General features: G+C 71.8%; 15 protein-coding genes. 5 read left to right on the forward strand and 10 right to left on the reverse strand.

The window, feature by feature from the left end; genetic code table 11:
- On the reverse strand, positions 1-942 hold a 942-nt coding region (locus tag A6Q81_RS11690; RefSeq protein ID WP_286690548.1), incomplete at its 3' end, for a DUF2785 domain-containing protein.
- 56 nt (positions 943-998) lie between these two features.
- Between A6Q81_RS11690 and A6Q81_RS11695 the strand changes: the two genes are divergently transcribed.
- Positions 999-2,444: a sensor histidine kinase gene (locus A6Q81_RS11695; protein ID WP_067856177.1), complete on the forward strand. Its 1,446-nt coding sequence runs from the start codon at positions 999-1,001 to the stop codon at positions 2,442-2,444.
- A gap of 149 nt (positions 2,445-2,593) precedes the next feature.
- On the opposite strand, the gene A6Q81_RS11700 is transcribed toward A6Q81_RS11695, so the two are convergent.
- On the reverse strand, positions 2,594-2,845 hold the full coding sequence (locus A6Q81_RS11700; RefSeq protein ID WP_067856180.1) for a WhiB family transcriptional regulator: 252 nt from the start codon (positions 2,843-2,845) through the stop codon (positions 2,594-2,596).
- Positions 2,846-3,055: 210 nt separating this feature from the next.
- On the opposite strand from A6Q81_RS11700, the gene A6Q81_RS11705 reads away from it, so the two are divergent.
- The 3 genes from A6Q81_RS11705 to A6Q81_RS11715 all read left to right on the forward strand — a co-directional run bounded on the left by A6Q81_RS11705 (position 3,056) and on the right by A6Q81_RS11715 (position 5,878).
- The gene (locus A6Q81_RS11705) at positions 3,056-3,490 is read left to right on the forward strand and encodes a hypothetical protein (RefSeq protein ID WP_067856182.1); all 435 of its coding nucleotides are present in this window, start codon (positions 3,056-3,058) and stop codon (positions 3,488-3,490) included.
- 142 nt (positions 3,491-3,632) lie between these two features.
- On the forward strand, positions 3,633-4,835 hold the full coding sequence (locus A6Q81_RS11710) for an NAD(P)-dependent malic enzyme (protein WP_067856185.1): 1,203 nt from the start codon (positions 3,633-3,635) through the stop codon (positions 4,833-4,835).
- A gap of 74 nt (positions 4,836-4,909) precedes the next feature.
- Positions 4,910-5,878, forward strand: a complete 969-nt coding sequence (locus A6Q81_RS11715; protein ID WP_067856188.1) for a zinc-binding dehydrogenase — start codon at positions 4,910-4,912, stop codon at positions 5,876-5,878.
- A 21-nt stretch (positions 5,879-5,899) separates the two neighbouring features.
- On the opposite strand, the gene A6Q81_RS11720 is transcribed toward A6Q81_RS11715, so the two are convergent.
- The 6 genes from A6Q81_RS11720 to A6Q81_RS11745 all read right to left on the reverse strand — a co-directional run bounded on the left by A6Q81_RS11720 (position 5,900) and on the right by A6Q81_RS11745 (position 13,705).
- The gene (locus A6Q81_RS11720; protein ID WP_286690549.1) at positions 5,900-7,033 is read right to left on the reverse strand and encodes an SLC13 family permease; all 1,134 of its coding nucleotides are present in this window, start codon (positions 7,031-7,033) and stop codon (positions 5,900-5,902) included.
- Positions 7,026-7,754, reverse strand: a complete 729-nt coding sequence (locus A6Q81_RS11725) for an AAA family ATPase (protein WP_286690550.1) — start codon at positions 7,752-7,754, stop codon at positions 7,026-7,028. Before A6Q81_RS11725 ends, A6Q81_RS11720 begins: the two co-directional genes overlap by 8 nt.
- Positions 7,755-8,025: 271 nt before the next feature.
- The gene (locus A6Q81_RS11730; RefSeq protein ID WP_067856197.1) at positions 8,026-8,208 is read right to left on the reverse strand and encodes a DUF6104 family protein; all 183 of its coding nucleotides are present in this window, start codon (positions 8,206-8,208) and stop codon (positions 8,026-8,028) included.
- A gap of 3 nt (positions 8,209-8,211) precedes the next feature.
- Positions 8,212-12,039, reverse strand: coding sequence for a multifunctional oxoglutarate decarboxylase/oxoglutarate dehydrogenase thiamine pyrophosphate-binding subunit/dihydrolipoyllysine-residue succinyltransferase subunit (locus tag A6Q81_RS11735; RefSeq protein ID WP_286690551.1), 3,828 nt, complete (start codon positions 12,037-12,039; stop codon positions 8,212-8,214).
- A gap of 204 nt (positions 12,040-12,243) precedes the next feature.
- The gene (locus tag A6Q81_RS11740; RefSeq protein ID WP_286690552.1) at positions 12,244-13,308 is read right to left on the reverse strand and encodes a winged helix DNA-binding domain-containing protein; all 1,065 of its coding nucleotides are present in this window, start codon (positions 13,306-13,308) and stop codon (positions 12,244-12,246) included.
- Between the two features lie 70 nt (positions 13,309-13,378).
- Positions 13,379-13,705 (reverse strand): hypothetical protein, encoded by a 327-nt coding sequence (locus tag A6Q81_RS11745; RefSeq protein WP_067856206.1) that lies wholly within the window; start codon positions 13,703-13,705, stop codon positions 13,379-13,381.
- A gap of 109 nt (positions 13,706-13,814) precedes the next feature.
- On the opposite strand from A6Q81_RS11745, the gene A6Q81_RS11750 reads away from it, so the two are divergent.
- Positions 13,815-15,086, forward strand: a complete 1,272-nt coding sequence (locus A6Q81_RS11750) for a glutaminase (protein ID WP_286690553.1) — start codon at positions 13,815-13,817, stop codon at positions 15,084-15,086.
- 6 nt (positions 15,087-15,092) lie between these two features.
- Here the strand turns inward: A6Q81_RS11750 and A6Q81_RS11755 are convergent, their stop codons facing one another.
- The gene (locus A6Q81_RS11755; protein WP_286690554.1) at positions 15,093-15,539 is read right to left on the reverse strand and encodes an OsmC family peroxiredoxin; all 447 of its coding nucleotides are present in this window, start codon (positions 15,537-15,539) and stop codon (positions 15,093-15,095) included.
- 88 nt (positions 15,540-15,627) lie between these two features.
- Positions 15,628-16,668 carry a GNAT family N-acetyltransferase gene (locus A6Q81_RS11760; RefSeq protein WP_067856215.1) on the reverse strand — a complete coding sequence of 347 codons (1,041 nt, stop codon included), beginning with the start codon at positions 16,666-16,668 and terminating at the stop codon, positions 15,628-15,630.
- Between the last annotated feature and the right edge of the window lie 186 nt (positions 16,669-16,854).

Consider the following 16,854-nt stretch of genomic DNA (forward strand, 5'->3'; position numbering starts at 1 on the left):
GTCGTTGTCCGGTGGGCCGTCGGGGGCGTCGAGGGGGCGGGCGCGGGTGGTCTGCCGGTACAGCCAGGGGCTCTCGCCGCGGATCTGGTCGAGGACGGCGAGGAGGAGGTCGGCGCGGTGGGCCGGCTGCTCGGCGAACAGCTCCGCGTCGCCGCGCAGGTCGGCGCGACCCTGGACGCCGAGGGCGAGCTGCAGGTGCAGGGCGCGCAGGAAGGACGACGTGTTCTTGGCGGTCGGGGAGGGCCACTCGTCGTCGAGGTGGCCGCGGGTGCGGGGTGCGCGGACGCCTGCGCCGAGGCGGGCGAGCCAGGGCTCGACGATGCTCGGGTCGAGCGCGTTGCGGTGCAGCGCGGTCATGACCGCGTAGGCGAGGCGGTCGTCCTCGCCGTGGCGCCAGACGTAGGAGGTGGGGGTGAGCACGCGGTCGGCGATCACGTCGAGCAGCACCGTCAGCTCGAGCCGGTCGAAGTGGCGTGAGCGGGCGAGGGCGGCGAGCAGGTCGGCGCCGTGGGCGATGGCGTGGGCCCATCCCTGCTCGGGCACCCAGCCGCGGTGGTCGAGCTCGCGGACGTACCAGCTGGTGGCGCGGTCGCCCCAGCCCAGGACGGTGGAGGACGGCAGGACGTGCAGGGTGTTGTCGCGCCCGACGATGTCGGCGAGCAGGAGGGCGCTGTAGGAGCGTCGGACGACCGAGACGTCGCCGTCGTGGCCGAGCCCGTACCGCAGGCCGGGCGCGACGCCGTCGCCGAGCCCGCCGAGGAGGTCGTCGTACACGCCCGTGGAGATCCACGTGGTCAGCAGCGGGTAGGCGAGGTCCTCGCGGAGTCGAGGGTTCGGGTGGCCGAGCATCTCGACGAGCTCGGCGGTGGACTCGTCGAGGGAGCGGTCGAGCGGAACCTGTCGACCGGTCCGCACCACGGCCTGCCAGTACGCCTCGGACATCTCGACCATCGTGCCAGAGGGGTCCTGGTCTGCAGTGGCGCGGCTAGGGTGGGCGCGTGCCGACGCCCGACGACATCATCCGGTCGCAGACGGCTCTCGCGCCCGCCGACGTGGGCTGGGTGCACGCGCTCGTCGCGGACTGGCAGATCCTGGCCGACCTGTCGTTCGGCGACCTGGTGCTGTGGGTACCCGACGCGGAGTCCAAGGGGCTGTGGGCGGTGGCGCAGATCCGTCCGACGACGGGCGCGACGACGCTGCTGGAGGACGTCACCGGCACGTTCGTGCCCGCGGAGCGCTCCCCGGCGGCGGGTCGGGTGCTGGCGGGCGAGGGTGCGCAGGACGACGACGACCCGGCGGTCGGCGACGGGCTGCGGGTGCGGCTGGTGCCGGTGCGGCGGGGTCCGGACACGATCGCGGTGCTGGCGGTGCGCAGCGGCCGCGACGCGCGGGCCACGAGCCACCTCGAGGTGACGTACCGGGCGTGCGCCCAGGCCTTGGTCGCCATGGTCGCGCGTGGCGAGTTCCCGACTCCGGGCAGTCGCTCCGACCTGGCCGACTCGCTGCGGGTGGGAGACGGGTTCATCCGGACGCGCGCCGACGGCACGGTCGAGTACGCGAGCCCGAACGCCCTGTCGGCGTACCGCCGCCTGGGTCTGCACGGCGACCTGCAGGACGTCGACCTCGCCGAGGTGACGGCAGCGTGCGTCGGCCGAACGCCGACGGACCTGAGCACGGCGGCGGCGCTGGGGGGCATGGCTCCGGCCGAGGCCGAGGTGGTCGGCGCGGAGGCGACGCTGCTGCTGCGGGTGATCCCGGTGACCCGCGAGGGCGCACGGGGTCGCGGGGAGCGTGACGGTGCCGTCGTGCTGCTGCGCGACGTGACCGACCTGCGGCTGCGGGAGAAGCAGCTGCTGTCGAAGGAGGCGACGATCCGGGAGATCCACCACCGGGTCAAGAACAACCTCCAGACGGTGGCGGCGCTGCTGCGGCTGCAGGCGCGGCGCATGGACGTGCCGGAGGCGCGGGCGGCGCTCGAGGAGGCCGTGCGGCGCGTCGGCTCGATCGCGCTGGTCCACGAGACGCTGAGCCAGGGGTTCGACGAGAGCGTCGCGTTCGACGACATCGCCGACCGGCTCCTGCGCTCGGTGCTCGACGTCGGCGGTCCTCAGGTGCGCGCGGAACGGATCGGGGCGTTCGGCCTGCTGCCGGCGGAGGTGGCGACCCCGTTGGCGATGGTGCTCACGGAGCTGGTGCAGAACGCCGCCGAGCACGCGTTCCCCGACGGCGCCGGTCGGGTGACGGTGGCGGTGAACCGGATCCGCGACCGGCTGCGCATGCGGGTGAGCGACGACGGGGTGGGGCTGCCGGCCGACTTCGACCCGACGCGCAGCCTGGGCCTGTCGATCGTCTCCACGCTGGTGGAGAGCGAGCTCGGCGGCGCGCTGGAGTTCGAGTCGCGCCCCGGGCGTGGTGCGACGGTCGCCATCACGCTGACGCTCTGACACCTCGATTTCGACGTCGGTGTGGGCGATCGCGGCGGGCACAGGGCCCCGGCGGGGGTTCCGGGCCGTGGGCGGAGAAGTGCCCGGACGTCGAGAACCCCGTACCCAGGCTCGGGTACGGGGTTCGGACGCGTGCGGCGTGGAACGTCTCAGGCGGTGCGAATACGCGCCCGGGCGTTGCGACGCTTGAGGGCACGACGCTCGTCCTCGCTCATGCCTCCCCAGACGCCATGGTCCTGACCGGACTCGAGTGCCCACTGCAGGCACTGCTCACGGACGTCGCAGCGGCGACACACGACCTTCGCCTCCTCGATCTGCATGATCGCGGGGCCGGTGTTGCCGATGGGGAAGAAGAGCTCGGGGTCTTCATCGAGACATGCGCTGTGGTGGCGCCAGTCCATGACGACAGCTCCTTCCCTTGTGTGTGCAGGCGCGCAGGGATGTCCGCCCAGGGGAAGACCAACGCGCCGCGTTCATCGTTTCAACAAAAGGCGCGTCGCACAAGAGATAGCACGGTGGGTCGATGTCTGTTGAGTCACACAGGTCATACCAAAGGAGGCATCGTGGTCCTGGGGCGGGTGGCGACGGGGGCGTGGTCCTAGGCTGGCGGGGTGAGCGAGACGAGCGACCCGACCCCCTCGGACCAGCCCGACGGGAGCCCTGTCGCGCCGCGCGGACCTGCCCGGACGCTGCTGCTCGTGTCCGGCGTCGTCGTGGCGCTGCAGGCTGCTGGACTGCTGGCGATCACGGTGCTCGAGCTGGCCTCGGTGGAGGCCGACCGGGTGGGGCTGGGGATCAGCACGGCGGTCTTCCTCGGTGCGCTCGGCGTGCTGCTGCTGGTGGCGGTCGTCCAGGTGCTGCGCGGTCGGGCCTGGCCGCGCGGCTTCCTTGTCTTCTCCCAGCTCCTGTGCCTCGCGCTGTCGTTCAACTTCCGCGGCGACGCCCCGTGGATCACCCCGACGCTGGCGGGCGGCGCGGCCGTCGCGCTGGTGTGCCTCCTGTCACCTCCGGTCACCCAGGCGCTCGGACGCCACGATCCCGTGTGAGAATGGGCGGCGGCATCACCTGCCGCGCTCCCGTGTCCGCGGGCCCGCCGTGCACCTACCGGTCGCGGGCCGCGTCGACGCCGTCCTGCTCCGGGTCCGCCCCGTGAGCCCCCGCCCTCAGCGAGAGAGAAGCTGCCGCCCCATGGTCGCCACCGACTCCACCACCTCGACGTTCGACGCGTTCGACCCCACCGACCCCGTGTTCGCGCTGCACCGCGGCGGGAAGATGCAGGTCGCCGCGACGGTACCGCTGCGTGACGCCGACGACCTGTCGATGTCGTACACGCCGGGCGTCGCGCGGGTGTGCGAGGCGATCGCCGCCGACCCGGACCTGTCGCACGACTACACCTGGGTGTCCAACACGGTGGCGGTCATCACCGACGGCACCGCGGTGCTCGGTCTCGGCGACATCGGCCCGGCCGCCTCGATGCCGGTGATGGAGGGCAAGGCCGTCCTGTTCAAGCAGTTCGGCGGCGTCGACGCCATCCCGGTGGCGCTGGCGACGACCGACGTCGACGAGATCGTCGAGACGATCGTGCGCATGGCCCCGACGTTCGGCGGCGTGAACCTCGAGGACATCTCGAGCCCGCGGTGCTTCGAGATCGAGGAGCGGCTCATCGAGCGGCTCGACATCCCGGTCTTCCACGACGACCAGCACGGCACGGCCGTCGTCACGCTGGCCGCGCTCATCAACGCCGTCCGGCTGACCGACCGCGACATGCAGGACCTCAAGGTCGTCATCTCCGGCGCCGGCGCTGCCGGTGTGGCGATTGCGAAGATCCTGCAGTCGGCGGGGGTGCACCGCATCAGCGTCGTCGACCGCCAGGGTGTCATCCACCCCGGGCGCGACGACCTCAACAGCGTCAAGCAGTGGCTCGCCGACCAGACCGCCGACTGGGCGCGTCCCGGGACCGTGGGCGACGCGCTGGAGAAGGCCGACGTGTTCATCGGCGTCTCCGGTGGCACCATCCCCGAGGAGGACGTCGCGCGCATGGCGCCCGACGCGATCATCTTCGCGATGGCGAACCCGAACCCGGAGGTGCACCCCGACGTCGCGCACCGCTACGCGCGGGTCGTGGCCACGGGGCGCTCGGACTTCCCGAACCAGATCAACAACGTGCTCGTGTTCCCCGGCATCTTCCGCGGCGCGCTCGCGGTGCGTGCGACGGCGATCTCCGAGGGCATGAAGCTGGCGGCCGCTCACGCGATCGCCGAGCTCGTCGGCGACGACCTGAGCGAGTCCTACGTCATCCCGTCGCCGTTCGACCCGCGGGTGGCCGACGTCGTCAGCCGGGCCGTCACGGAGACCGCCCGCCGTGAGGGCCTCGCGCGCCGTCCCTACTGATCCGCTCGATACTGGACGCGGTACCTCATCCGGGGCCGGGCTCCGCCTGGCCGTCGCCTGCTCGAAGGAGTCGCATGTTCGCCGTCTACGCCGGTCAGATCAACCCCGAGAACCCGCTCGAGGGGCTGGTGGTCGGGGACCGTCCCGACCCCGAGGTGCCGGACGGCTGGACCACGGTGACGGTCAAGGCGGCATCGATCAACCACCACGACGTGTGGAGCCTGCGCGGCGTCGGCCTGCGCGAGGAGTCGTTGCCGATGATCCTCGGCTGCGACGCGGCGGGCTACGACGAGGACGGCAACGAGGTGCTCGTGCACGCCGTCGTCAGCGACCCGTCGTGGCGCGGTGACGAGACGCTCGACCCCAAGCGCTCGCTGCTGTCGGAGCGCCACCAGGGCACGTTCGCCGAGAAGGTGGCGGTGCCGACGCGCAACGTCGTGCCGAAGCCGGCAGGTCTGTCGTTCAGCGAGGCGGCCTGCCTGCCCACGGCCTGGCTGACCGCCTACCGGATGCTGTTCACGCAGTCGGGGCTCAAGCAGGGCGACACCGTGCTCGTGCAGGGCGCCGGCGGTGGGGTGGCCACCGCCCTCATCACGCTGGCCCGCGCAGCCGGGTTCCGGGTGCTGGCCACGAGCCGCGACGAGGACAAGCGCGCCAAGGCGCTCGAGATCGGCGCGCACGAGGTGTTCGAGTCCGGGGCGCGACTGCCCGTGAAGGTCGACGCCGTCATGGAGACGGTCGGCGCCGCCACGTGGTCGCACTCGGTCAAGTCGATGCGTCCGGGCGGCACGATCGTCATCTCCGGCGCGACGTCGGGTGACGCGCCGAAGGCGGCCGAGCTGACCCGCATCTTCTTCCAGCAGATGCGCGTGCACGGCTCCACCATGGGTACGCGCGACGAGCTCCACGCGCTCGCGCAGTTCATGGACGTCACCGGGACGCGTCCGCTCATCGACAGCGAGATCCCCATGGCCGACGCGGCCCAGGGTCTGCAGCGCGTCGTCGACGGCGACGTCTTCGGCAAGATCGTCCTGACGCTCTGACCTGCGGCCCGGCCGCCGACGTCAGAGGACGCCGGCGGCCAGCAGGGCGCTCGTGGCGCCCAGCAGCACCACCAGGAACAGCACGTTCACCACGGTGAACAGGCCGAGGAACGCGCGGGTGCCGCCGGGTCGCAGCAGCTGGTAGCGGCGCAGGGTGATCAGGCTCGCGAGCGACGCCACCACGGTGCCGACCCCGCCGACGTTGACGCCCAGCAGGAGCGCGCGCCAGTCGTCGGTGAAGGGCGCGTAGATCAGCGCGGTCGGCACGTTGGAGATCAGCTGGCTCCCGGCCACGCTCCAGAGCAGGACGTGCTCCTGCAGCAGGTCCTGCAGGAACCCGCTGGCCTGCGGCACGCGCTCCAGGTTGCCGGCGAAGACGAAGAACAGCATGAACGTCGCGAGCAGCCCGTAGTCGACCGACCGCAGGGCCCGCCGGTCGACGACCGCCACCACCGCGACGACCACGAGGCCCGCCCAGACCGGGAGCGCACGCACGACGAGCGCGACGGCGACGCCGAACAGGACCAGGTGGACGGCCGCCGGTCGCCAGCGCACGGACGTCCGGGAGGTGACCGGTCGGATGGGGCCGCCCGGGACGCGCAGGCACGCGAGCACGAGCAGCGCGATCGACAGCACGAACGGGATCGCCATGACGGCGACGAGCTGACCGACCGACAGGTGGAAGTACTGGTAGAGGAAGAGGTTCTGCGGGCTGCCGAACGGCGTGATCATGCCGCCAAGGTTCGCCGCGACGGTCTGCAGCACGAAGACGTAGGCCAGGTGCTCCTCGTCGCCCGTCGCACGCAGGGCGAGCGCCGACAGCGGGAGGAAGGTCAGCAGCGCCATGTCGTTGGTGATGAGCATCGACCCGAGCGCGGTCAGCAGGACCAGCCCGACGACCAGCGTCCGCCGACCACGCAGGACCCCCACGGCCCCCTCCGCCGCGGCGGTGACGAGGTGCGTCCGGTCGAGCGCGCTGATGACCGTCAGGAAGCACCACAGCCCCACGAGCGTGCGGTACTCGGGATAGTGCAGGTACTCAGCGCTCGGCGGCACGAGCAGGCAGGTCAAGGCGGCCGCGACGGCCGTCGCGGTGAGGAAGGGGTTGGCGGTCAGCAGGTGCCGGACCCGCGCCGCGACCCCGCGGTCAGCCATCGTCGTCCCGGTCGTCGGCGAGCACGTGCCGCAGGTAGCGCCCCGGTGCCTCGAGGTAGGCGCGCCAGTGGGCGACGAGGTCGAGCGACTCCCAGCTCGTCTCCCGCAGCCCCCACGGACCGACCTCCAGGATCCGTGCCCCCGGCAGCGACGCGACGACGGGGGAGTGGGTCGCGCACAGCACCTGACCCCCCGTCGCGGCGATGTCGTGGAGGGTGCGCAGCAGCGCCAGGCTCGAGGAGAACGACAGCGCGGCCTCGGGCTCGTCGAGGCAGTAGAAGCCGGGGGAGTCGAAGCGTCGGCGCAGCACCTCCAGGAAGGACTCCCCGTGGCTCATCGCGTGCAGGTCGGGGCCGCCGACACCCTCCTGGTACGTGTACCAGCCGTGCATCGTCTCCGCGCGCAGGAAGAAGCCCCACCGCCCCGACCCCACACCTCGCTGCAGGGTCAGGGCCGTGTGCAGGGCCGACTCGCTCGGTCGCGAGCGGTGCTGCCCGTGCGGGCTGCCGCCCTCCGGCGACAACCCGTAGGCGATCGCCACCGCCTCGACGATCGTCGACTTCCCGGCCCCGTTCTCGCCGACGAGGAACGTGACCCCGGGCGCGAGGTCGAGACCCTCGCGCAGCACCTGCTGGACGGCGGGGACGTCGTCGAGCCAGGGGTCGAGATCACCTGCGCCCTCCGGGATCACCCGGACCACGGGCGGCTGGTCGAACCTCACCGGGACAGTGTGGCAGTGGGGGAGGACAGGAGCGTGCTCAGCCGCGTCCGCGGCTGGTCGAGTAGACGAGCACCGCGAGGGACGAGCGTGTGCGGGCTGTGGAGCCATCGCAGCAGGGGCGTAGCCGCGATGGAGCGAGACCACTCGGCAGCGGCTCAGCGGTTTCTACTCAGGGGTGATGAGGTCTGGACGCTCGCCAGGTCTCGATACAGACCGACGCCTTCGGCGTGTACTACTCGACCTGCCGATCTCGTTCGCTCGCAAAGCTCGCTCAGAGATCGTCATCATCATCGTCGAGGCGGGCGAGCCAGGTGGCCAGCCGCTCGACCGGCACCTCGAAGTCGGGGTGCAGGTCGACGAACTCGACGAGCCGGTCGGCCAGCCACGCGAAGGAGATCTCCTCCTCGCCGCGGCGGGCCGCCAGCTCCTCGATGCCTCGATCGGTGAAGTACACGGCTCAGGCGAACGCCGCGTCCATCAGCTCACGCTGCTCGGCGTCGTGCCGCGACTTCGAGCCCACGGCCGTCGTCGACGACGCCGGGCGCGACACGAGCGTCAGCGCACCGGACGCCACGGCGTCGGGGTAGTGCAGCGCGGCGTCGGGCCACGGACCCTGGTTCGCGGGCTCGTCCTGCACCCAGCGGACGTTCTTCACGCCGCTGAAGCGAGCGAGCTCGGTCTTGATCTGCTCGACCGGGCGCGGGTACAGCTGCTCGAGGCGGACGATCGCCGTCGTCGGGTCGTCGCCCTCACGCTTAGCGCGCTCGTCGAACAGGTCGTGCGCGATCCGGCCCGAGCACAGCAGCACCGTGTCGACCTTCTCGGCGTCGACGGAGTCGTCGCCGATGACCGGACGCCACTGGCCCGACGTGAACTCGTCCGGCTGCGACGCCGCGCTCTTGCGACGCAGCAGCTGCTTGGGCGTGAACACGATGAGCGGACGGTGCTGGCCCTCCAGCGTGTGCCGACGCAGCAGGTGGAAGTACGACGCCGACGTCGACGGCTGGGCGATCGTCATCTCGTCGTTGGCGGCGAGCTGCAGGAACCGCTCGATGCGCGCCGACGAGTGGTCCGGCCCCTGGCCCTCGTAGCCGTGGGGCAGGAGCAGCACGACGCCGGACTTCTGGCCCCACTTCGTCTCACCGGAGGAGATGTACTCGTCGATGACCGACTGGGCGCCGTTGACGAAGTCGCCGAACTGCGCCTCCCACAGGGTGAGGGCCTCCGGACGCGCCACGGAGTAGCCGTACTCGAAGCCGAGCGCGGCGTACTCGCTCAGCAGCGAGTCGTAGATGTAGAACGTCGCCTGCTCGTCGCCGACGTGCGACAGCGGGGTCCACTCGCTGCCGTTGTTGCGGTCGATGATCGTCGCGAAGCGCGAGGAGAACGTGCCGCGCCGCGAGTCCTGGCCGGCGAGGCGCACAGGGCGACCCTCGAGCAGCAGCGACCCGAACGCGATGATCTCGCCCGTGCCCCAGTCGATCGGGCCCGTCTCGATGGACTGGGCGCGACGCTGCAGCTGGGGGAGCACCTTCGGGTGGACCGTGAAGCCGTCGGGCACGGACGTGTAGGCCGACGACACGGCCTTCATGACCTCGGGGGACACGGCCGTCTCGAGCGCGCCCTCCTGCTCGGGCTTCTCGGGGTAGTCGGGGGTGCGCGTGTAGTCGGCGTCGGAGGAGGTGGCCTCCTTGACGTCGGCGAAGTTGCGCTCGAGCTGGGACTGGTAGTCCGCGAGGGCGGCCTCGGCCTCCTCGATGGTGATGTCGCCACGACCCACGAGCGCCTCGGTGTAGAGCTTGCGCACCGACTTCTTCGCGTTGATCGTGTCGTACATCAGCGGCTGCGTGAACGACGGGTCGTCGCCCTCGTTGTGGCCGCGGCGGCGATAGCAGACCAGGTCGATCACGACGTCCTTGTTGAACGTCTTGCGGTACTCGTAGGCGAGGTCGGCGACGCGGATGCACGCCTCCGGGTCGTCGCCGTTCACGTGCAGGATCGGCGCCTGGACCATGCGGGCGACGTCGGTGCAGTAGGTCGAGGAGCGCGACGACGACGGGCTCGTCGTGAAGCCGACCTGGTTGTTGACGATCACGTGGATCGTGCCGCCCGTGCGGTAGCCGCGCAGCTGCGAGAGGTTCAGCGTCTCCGCGACGACACCCTGGCCGGCGAACGCGGCGTCGCCGTGCACGAGGACCGGCAGCACCGGGAACTCGGCACCGCGGTTGAGACGGTCCTGCTTCGCGCGGGTGATGCCCTCGAGCACCGGGTCGACGACCTCGAGGTGCGACGGGTTGGCGGCCACCGACACCTTGATCGTGTCGCCGTGCTCGGAGCGGAACTCGCCCTCGACGCCCAGGTGGTACTTGACGTCGCCGGAGCCCTGCACCGTGCGGGGGTCGATGTTGCCCTCGAACTCGCGGAACACCGTGCCGGCGCTCTTGCCGGCGATGTTGACGAGGACGTTGAGACGGCCGCGGTGGGCCATGCCGATGCAGACCTCCTCGAGGCCGTCGGCGGCAGCCTCCTCGCAGATCTCGTCGAGCAGCGGGATGGTGGTCTCCCCGCCCTCGAGGCTGAACCGCTTCTGGCCGACGAACTTCGTCTGCAGGAAGGTCTCGAACGCTTCGGCCTGGTTGAGCTTCAGCAGGATGCGCAGCTGCTCCTCGCGCGGGGGCTTCGTGTGGCCCACCTCGATGCGGTCCTGCAGCCACTGACGCTCGCCCGGGTCCTGGATGTGCATGTACTCCAGGCCGATGGAGCGGCAGTAGGAGTCGCGCAGGACGCCGAGGATCTCGCGCAGCTTCATGAAGCGCTTGCCCGTGCCGCTCGCGAACGAGCCGGTGGCGAACTCGCGGTCGAGGTCCCACAGGGTCAGGCCGTGCGACGCGGTGTCGAGGTCGGGGTGGCTGCGCTGGCGGTACTCGAGCGGGTTCGTGTCGGCCATGAGGTGACCGCGCACGCGGAAGGCGTGGATCAGCTCGAGCACGCGCGCCTGGCGGTGCACCTCGTCGTCGTGGCTGACGGCGATGTCCTGGGCCCAGCGGATCGGCTCGTAGGGGATCCGCAGCGCCTGGAAGATCTCGTCGTAGAAGCCCTCCTCGCCGAGGAGCAGCTGGTGGATCCGACGCAGGAACTCGCCCGACTGCGCACCCTGGATGACGCGGTGGTCGTAGGTCGAGGTCAGCGTCATCATCTTGCTGACAGCGAGGTGGGCGATGGTGTGCTCGGACGCGCCCTGGAACTCCGGCGGGTACTCCATGGAGCCGACGCCGACGATGACGCCCTGACCCTTCATGAGCCGCGGGACGGAGTGGTTGGTGCCGATGCCTCCGGGGTTGGTGAGGCTGGCGGTGGTGCCCTGGAAGTCGGAGACCTCGAGCTTGCCGTCGCGGGCCTTCTTGACCATCGCCTCGTACGCCTGCCAGAACTGCGCGAAGTTCATGGTCTCGGCGGCCTTGATGGACGGCACGAGGAGCTGGCGCTCGCCCTTGGCGTTCTTCGTGTCGATCGCGAGGCCGAAGTTGACGTGCTCAGGCTTCAGCTGGACCGGCTTGCCCTTCTCGTCGATGTCGTAGCCGGTGTTCATCTCCGGCATGGCCGTGAGGGCCTTGACGACGGCGTAGCCGATGAGGTGGGTGAACGACACCTTGCCGCCGCGGGCGCGGGCGAGGTGGTTGTTGATGACGATGCGGTTGTCGAAGAGCAGCTTGACCGGCACCGAGCGCACGCTCGTGGCGGTGGGGACCTCGAGGCTGGCGTCCATGTTGGCCGCGGTGCGCGCGGGCGCGCCCTTGAGCGGCACGCGCTCGACCTCGCCCGGACCCGAGGGCTGGGGCGCGGCCGACGTCGACTTCGGGTCGGTGGAGCGGCCTGCGGGACGTGCAGCCTGCGGCTTCTTCGCCGGCGCCTTGCTCTCCGCAGGCTTCGCGGCGGCGGGCTCGGCCTTCTTCGGCGCGGGTGCCGCAGCGGCAGGCTCGGGCTTCTTCTCCGGGGTCTTCGCGGGGGCGGGCTCGGGCTTCTTCTCGGCGACCGTGGCGGCTGCCGGCCCAGAGCCGTTCGCGGACGTGCCGTTCGCCGAGGTGCCGTTGCGCGCGGCCCCGTTCGAGGAGGGGGCGGTGCCGTTGTCCCGCAGGAGCGCCGCGCCGTCACCCTCCTCGAAGAACGTCACCCAGGTCGGGTCGAGGGAGGCGGGGTCCGCCTTGTACTGGTCGTACATCTCCTCGACGAGCCACTGGTTCGTCCCGAAGTCGGGGGTTGACGGGTCATGTGAGGACTCGGCCACGGCCTCGATCGCCTCTTCCGGTTGGTTCCCTGCGCACTTGGACACGGTGCGACTCAAGACTAGCGCGCTGGCCCGGACGCTCGACGTCCGGTTCGCCCTGCCTGGAGCCGTGTCTCCCACCGTCCCACGGGGTGATCCTCGTCGCACCGCGATCGCGTCGATCGGGGCGGCGGAACAGGGTCGGTGCGCGGGGGTGCGGCTGCCTCAGGCCACGCTGACGACGACGTCGGACAAGCCGTGGAACGTGGCGAGCGCCGCAGCCTCGTGGTGGAGCGAGGACCGGTGAGCGCGCGAGAGGGTGGCGCCGGTGTGCACGACGACCGTGAGCGTGCCGGCGCGCACCGAGCGGTTCCAGTGGCCCGCGAGTCGACCGTCGAGCACGAGGAGCCCCGCGCCGGACATCGTCGCGATGTACCCCGCGCCGACCTCCGTGCGCAGGTCGGCGTCGCGCACGTAGGAGACGAGCTCGTCGAACTGGGAGAGCAGCAGCGCCGCGGGCACGTCGGCCCGGTGGTCGTCCAGCTCGTCCTGCGGGTGCGGCGACCAGAGCCGCCGGCCCTCGAGCTCGACCTCGTGCAGCCCGGCGTCGGCGACCGCCCGTCGCGCCTGGGTGAGGGTGAGGCTCGACCACCACGCGAGGTCGGCCGGGGTGAAGGGGCCGTGCCCGCGTGCGTAGGTGGCGGCGAGCCACGCCCGTTCGGCGTCGACCCCCGCCGTGCTGGGCGCGAGGTCGAGCGGTCGGTAGCGGTGCGGGCCGCCCGGGTCGCGCCGTCCGGCCACCTCGCCGCGGAGCTCGGCGGCCATGACGATGTGCGCCAGGAGGTCGCCACCGAACGGCGTCCCCGCGTCGTCCAGGCGAGCGGCGACGTCGTCGCGGGTGCACCCCGGGGCATCGCGGACCGCGTCCACGACCACCTCGCTGGCCGCGGCCAGGGCCGACTCCTCGAGGCCCTGGCGCCGGACGTGGGGCAGCAGCTGGCCCATGACGCGGTCGCTGGTCGCGGCGACCACGCGAGGGAGGTCGTCGACGTGCACGTGGTGCCAGGTGGTGCGCAGGACGTGCGTCCGGACGACCCCGCCGGCGTCGAGCTGGTCGAGGACGTCGGCGAGCGGAGGGGTGCCGCAGCGGCGGGCGATGCTCCAGGGCGCCGTGGTGTGCTCCTGCGACTGCACCGCCCCGAGGTGGCGCACCACCGCGGTGGCGTCGGCGAGTGGAGTGCCTGCGAGACGCTGGGACCACAGCCGGTACGGCGCGAGTGACTGGTGCACCCGATGATGCTCCCACCCGGCACGGACAGGACGGCTCCTCCGCGCGGGTGCCTCGCCGGCGACCGCCGTCTCAGGAACCGAGCGCGTCCTGCAGCGCCTGCCCGACCTTGCCCGCGGCCTTGACGTTCTTGCGGCCGTCGAGGAGGGCCTTGGGCTTGTCGTCGAAGCCTCCCGCGGTGATCTCGACCGACGCCCCGTCGTCCGTGGGCGTCACCGTCGCGACGTACTCGTGGCCCCACGAGAACGCCGTCTTGCCGCTGGTGAAGCCCACGGTGCGCGATGCGTCGTCGCGGGCGACCTCGGTGTAGGGCGGCGCGGACGCGAGCTCCGTGAGGGCGGCGAACGTCCGCTCGGCGTCGTGGGTGGTCGTGACGGTGGTGCTGCGCGGTGCGTGCACGGGATCCCCTCCTGGTCGGTGACGGGGCCGCCCCCCGCCCGCCACCGACGCTAGGGCGAGCCACCCGTCCGACGCCAGCGACCCGCCCGCTGCGTGACAGCATCGACGCATGCGCACCCCGATCCCGGACTACCTCGCCCAGGTGCTCGACGAGTGCGGTGGCGACGACGGCGAGGTCGCCGACTACATCGCCGAGCTCGCGCAGGCCGACCCCGACCGGCTGGCGATCGCCGTGGCCACGCTCGACGGCGTGGTGGCCACGGCCGGCGACGCCGACGTCGCGTTCTCCATCCAGTCGATCTCCAAGCCGTTCACGTACGCGCTGGCCATCGCCGACCAGGGTCTGGACGCCGTCGTCGAGAAGATCGACGTCGAGCCGTCGGGCGACGCGTTCAACGAGATCTCCCTCGAGCGTGGCTCGGGGCGTCCCCGCAACCCGATGATCAACGCGGGGGCGATCGCGGCCCACGCCTTGGTCGCAGGACCCGGCTCCGACGAACGCTTCGAGCGGGTGCGCTCCTTCTACTCCCGGCTCGCCGGGCGCGAGCTCGACGTCGACGAGGCGGTCTTCGAGTCCGAGCTGGGCACCGCCGACCGCAACATGGCGATCGCCTACATGCTGCGCACCGTCGGCATCCTCGAGGGAGACCCGCCGGACGTCGTGCGCGGCTACACGCGCCAGTGCGCCGTGTCGGTCACCGTCCGCGACCTCGCACGCATGGCCGCGGTGCTCGCGGGGCAGGGCCGCGCGCCCGACGGGGAGCAGCTGCTTGAGCCGCAGGTGGCACGGCAGGTGCTGAGCGTCATGGCCACCTGCGGCATGTACGACGCCGCGGGCGACTGGCTCACGACGGTCGGCATCCCGGCCAAGAGCGGCGTGGCGGGCGGCCTGATCGGTGTCCTGCCAGGCCAGGTGGGCATCGCCGTGTTCTCGCCACGGCTCGATCGGCACGGCAACAGCGCGCGGGGCGTGCGCGTGTTCGAGCGGCTGTCGCGCGACATGGGCCTGCACCTCATGGAGGTCTCCGACGTGGCGCGCTCGGTGGTGCGGCGGGTCGAGCGCGGTGGCTCGCGCGTGGCGGTGCACGAGGTCGCCGGCGACCTGCGCTTCGTCGAGGCCGAGCGCGTGCTGCGCAGCCTGGAGGAGGAGCCGGAGGGCGAGGCGCCCGTCGTGCTCGACCTCGAGCGGGTGCACCGGGTCAACGACGTCGCGCGTCGGATGCTGCTGGAGGGGGTGCGCCGGCTGCACCTCGACGGGCACGACGTGCGGCTCGTCGACCCGTCCGCGGTGCTCGGCGGCGGGGACGGGCAGGGGCCCGACGCGGGCGACGGCTACGTCCCCGAGGTGTTCGAGGACGCAGCCGCCGCCGTGGGGGAGTGAGCCGGCTCAGCTCTCCAGGGTCGCGTCGAGGGTGATCTGGTCGACCGAGGCGAGCGCCTTGCTGAGCGGGCAGCCGGTCTTCGCCTCCTCCGCGGCCTGCTGGAAGGTGGCGTCGTCGACGCCCTCGACCTCGCCGCGCACGGTCAGCGCGATCGTGTGGATCTTGAAGCCGCCGTCGGCGTCGTCCTTGCCGAGCGAGACGTCGGCCTTCGTCTCGATGGAGCGGACCGTGCCGCCGTTCTTCTCGAGGACGGCGGTCAGCTGCATCGTGTAGCAGGCGGAGTGCGCCGCGCCCAGCAGCTCCTCGGGGTTGGTGACGCCACCGCCGTCCTCGGACGAGCGCTTGGGGAACGACATCTCGAACGTGCCGAGGCCGGAGCTGGTGAGCTCGACCTGACCGGATCCGTCCTCGAAGCCGCCGTCCCAGGCGGTGCGAGCAGTGCGAGTAGGCATGGTGTCTCCTGCCGGTGGGTGGGATGTGTACCACCGACGCTACGAGCGTGAGGAGGTCCCGCAACCTGACTCGTGCGGCGGGGCGACGTCAGTCGAGCGTGAGGTCCTTGAACCAGGAGTCGGTCACGTAGTCGGTCTCCCAGCCCATCGACAGGTAGAGCTGGTCGGCCGACGTGGGGGAGTCGGCGTCGACCTCCAGGCCGACGCGGTTGCGGCCGCGTCGGGCGGCGTCGCTGATGACCGCGGCGAGCAGCGACTTCGCGACACCGCGTCCGCGGGCGTGCCGGTTGACGCCGATGTACTCGACGTAGGTGCCCTCCGGGCCGCCGTGCTTGCCGGGCAGCACGGAGCACACGACGGTGCCGGCCGGCACCTGCTCGCCGTCCTCGTCCGTGACGTAGGCCAGCCACCACTGGTCCCACCGGTGCCCAGGCTCCTCGCGCATGCGCTGCACGAACTCGGGGAAGGACTCGCGGTAGTTGTTGAAGTGGTCCTCGAAGGACGTCTCGAGCATGTGGTGCACCGTCTGCAGGTCCGACGCGACGGGGAACCCGTTCTCGTGCTTCTCGACGGTGCGCACGAGCACGCCCTCGCGGGGCTCGAGGTCGGCGTCGCCGTCGCGCACGGGCCGCTCCATGTGCAGCCACGTGCGCCGCTTGGCGTAGCCGGCCTGCTCGAGCCAGCCGGCCTGGCGGGTGTCGTCGGCGAACGGGCTCTCGTCGAGGCGGGTGGCGTCGATGCCGCGGATGCGCGCCATGAGGATCGCCACCTCCTCCGCCCACGCGTAGAGCACACCGGCGATCTCGTCGACCTCGGCGACGTCGCGGTCGAAGTACCCCCACACGAGGGCGCGTCCCGCGGCGCGGTCGTGGACGGTGATCCAGGCGATGGGCACGTCGTCGTCGCCGACGGCCACGAGCTGGCGTCGCGTCCACGACGCCTGCCCCGCGACCTCGTTCTCGATGCCGGCCGGGTCGACGTGCGCCTCGCCCGTGCCCTGCAGCTCATCGAGGTGGCGCAGGCGTACGAGGGCGTCGACGTCGCCGTAGGTGGGGACGCGCGCGGTCCAGGGGCCGGGCAGGTCGGGGACGTCGATCTCGGTCGGGGCGGTCTCGTCTGCTGGGCTCATCGGGTCATGAGTCTCCCACCTCCGCCGTCTCGCGCGCGTCGGCCCTGGGGGAGGTGGGGGGTCTGGGGTTGCTGGCGGGGGCTGCGGGGGTCTCGTCGCGCTGGTGCGGTGCCTGCGGGGTTCTCGCCTTGCTGGTGCGTCGCCGCAGGGGGCTTGCGGTTGCTGGTGCGCTGCCTGCGGTGGTCG

This window comes from Aeromicrobium sp. REDSEA-S38_B2 (assembly GCF_001628525.1).
GTDB lineage: Bacteria > Actinomycetota > Actinomycetes > Propionibacteriales > Nocardioidaceae > Aeromicrobium > Aeromicrobium erythreum.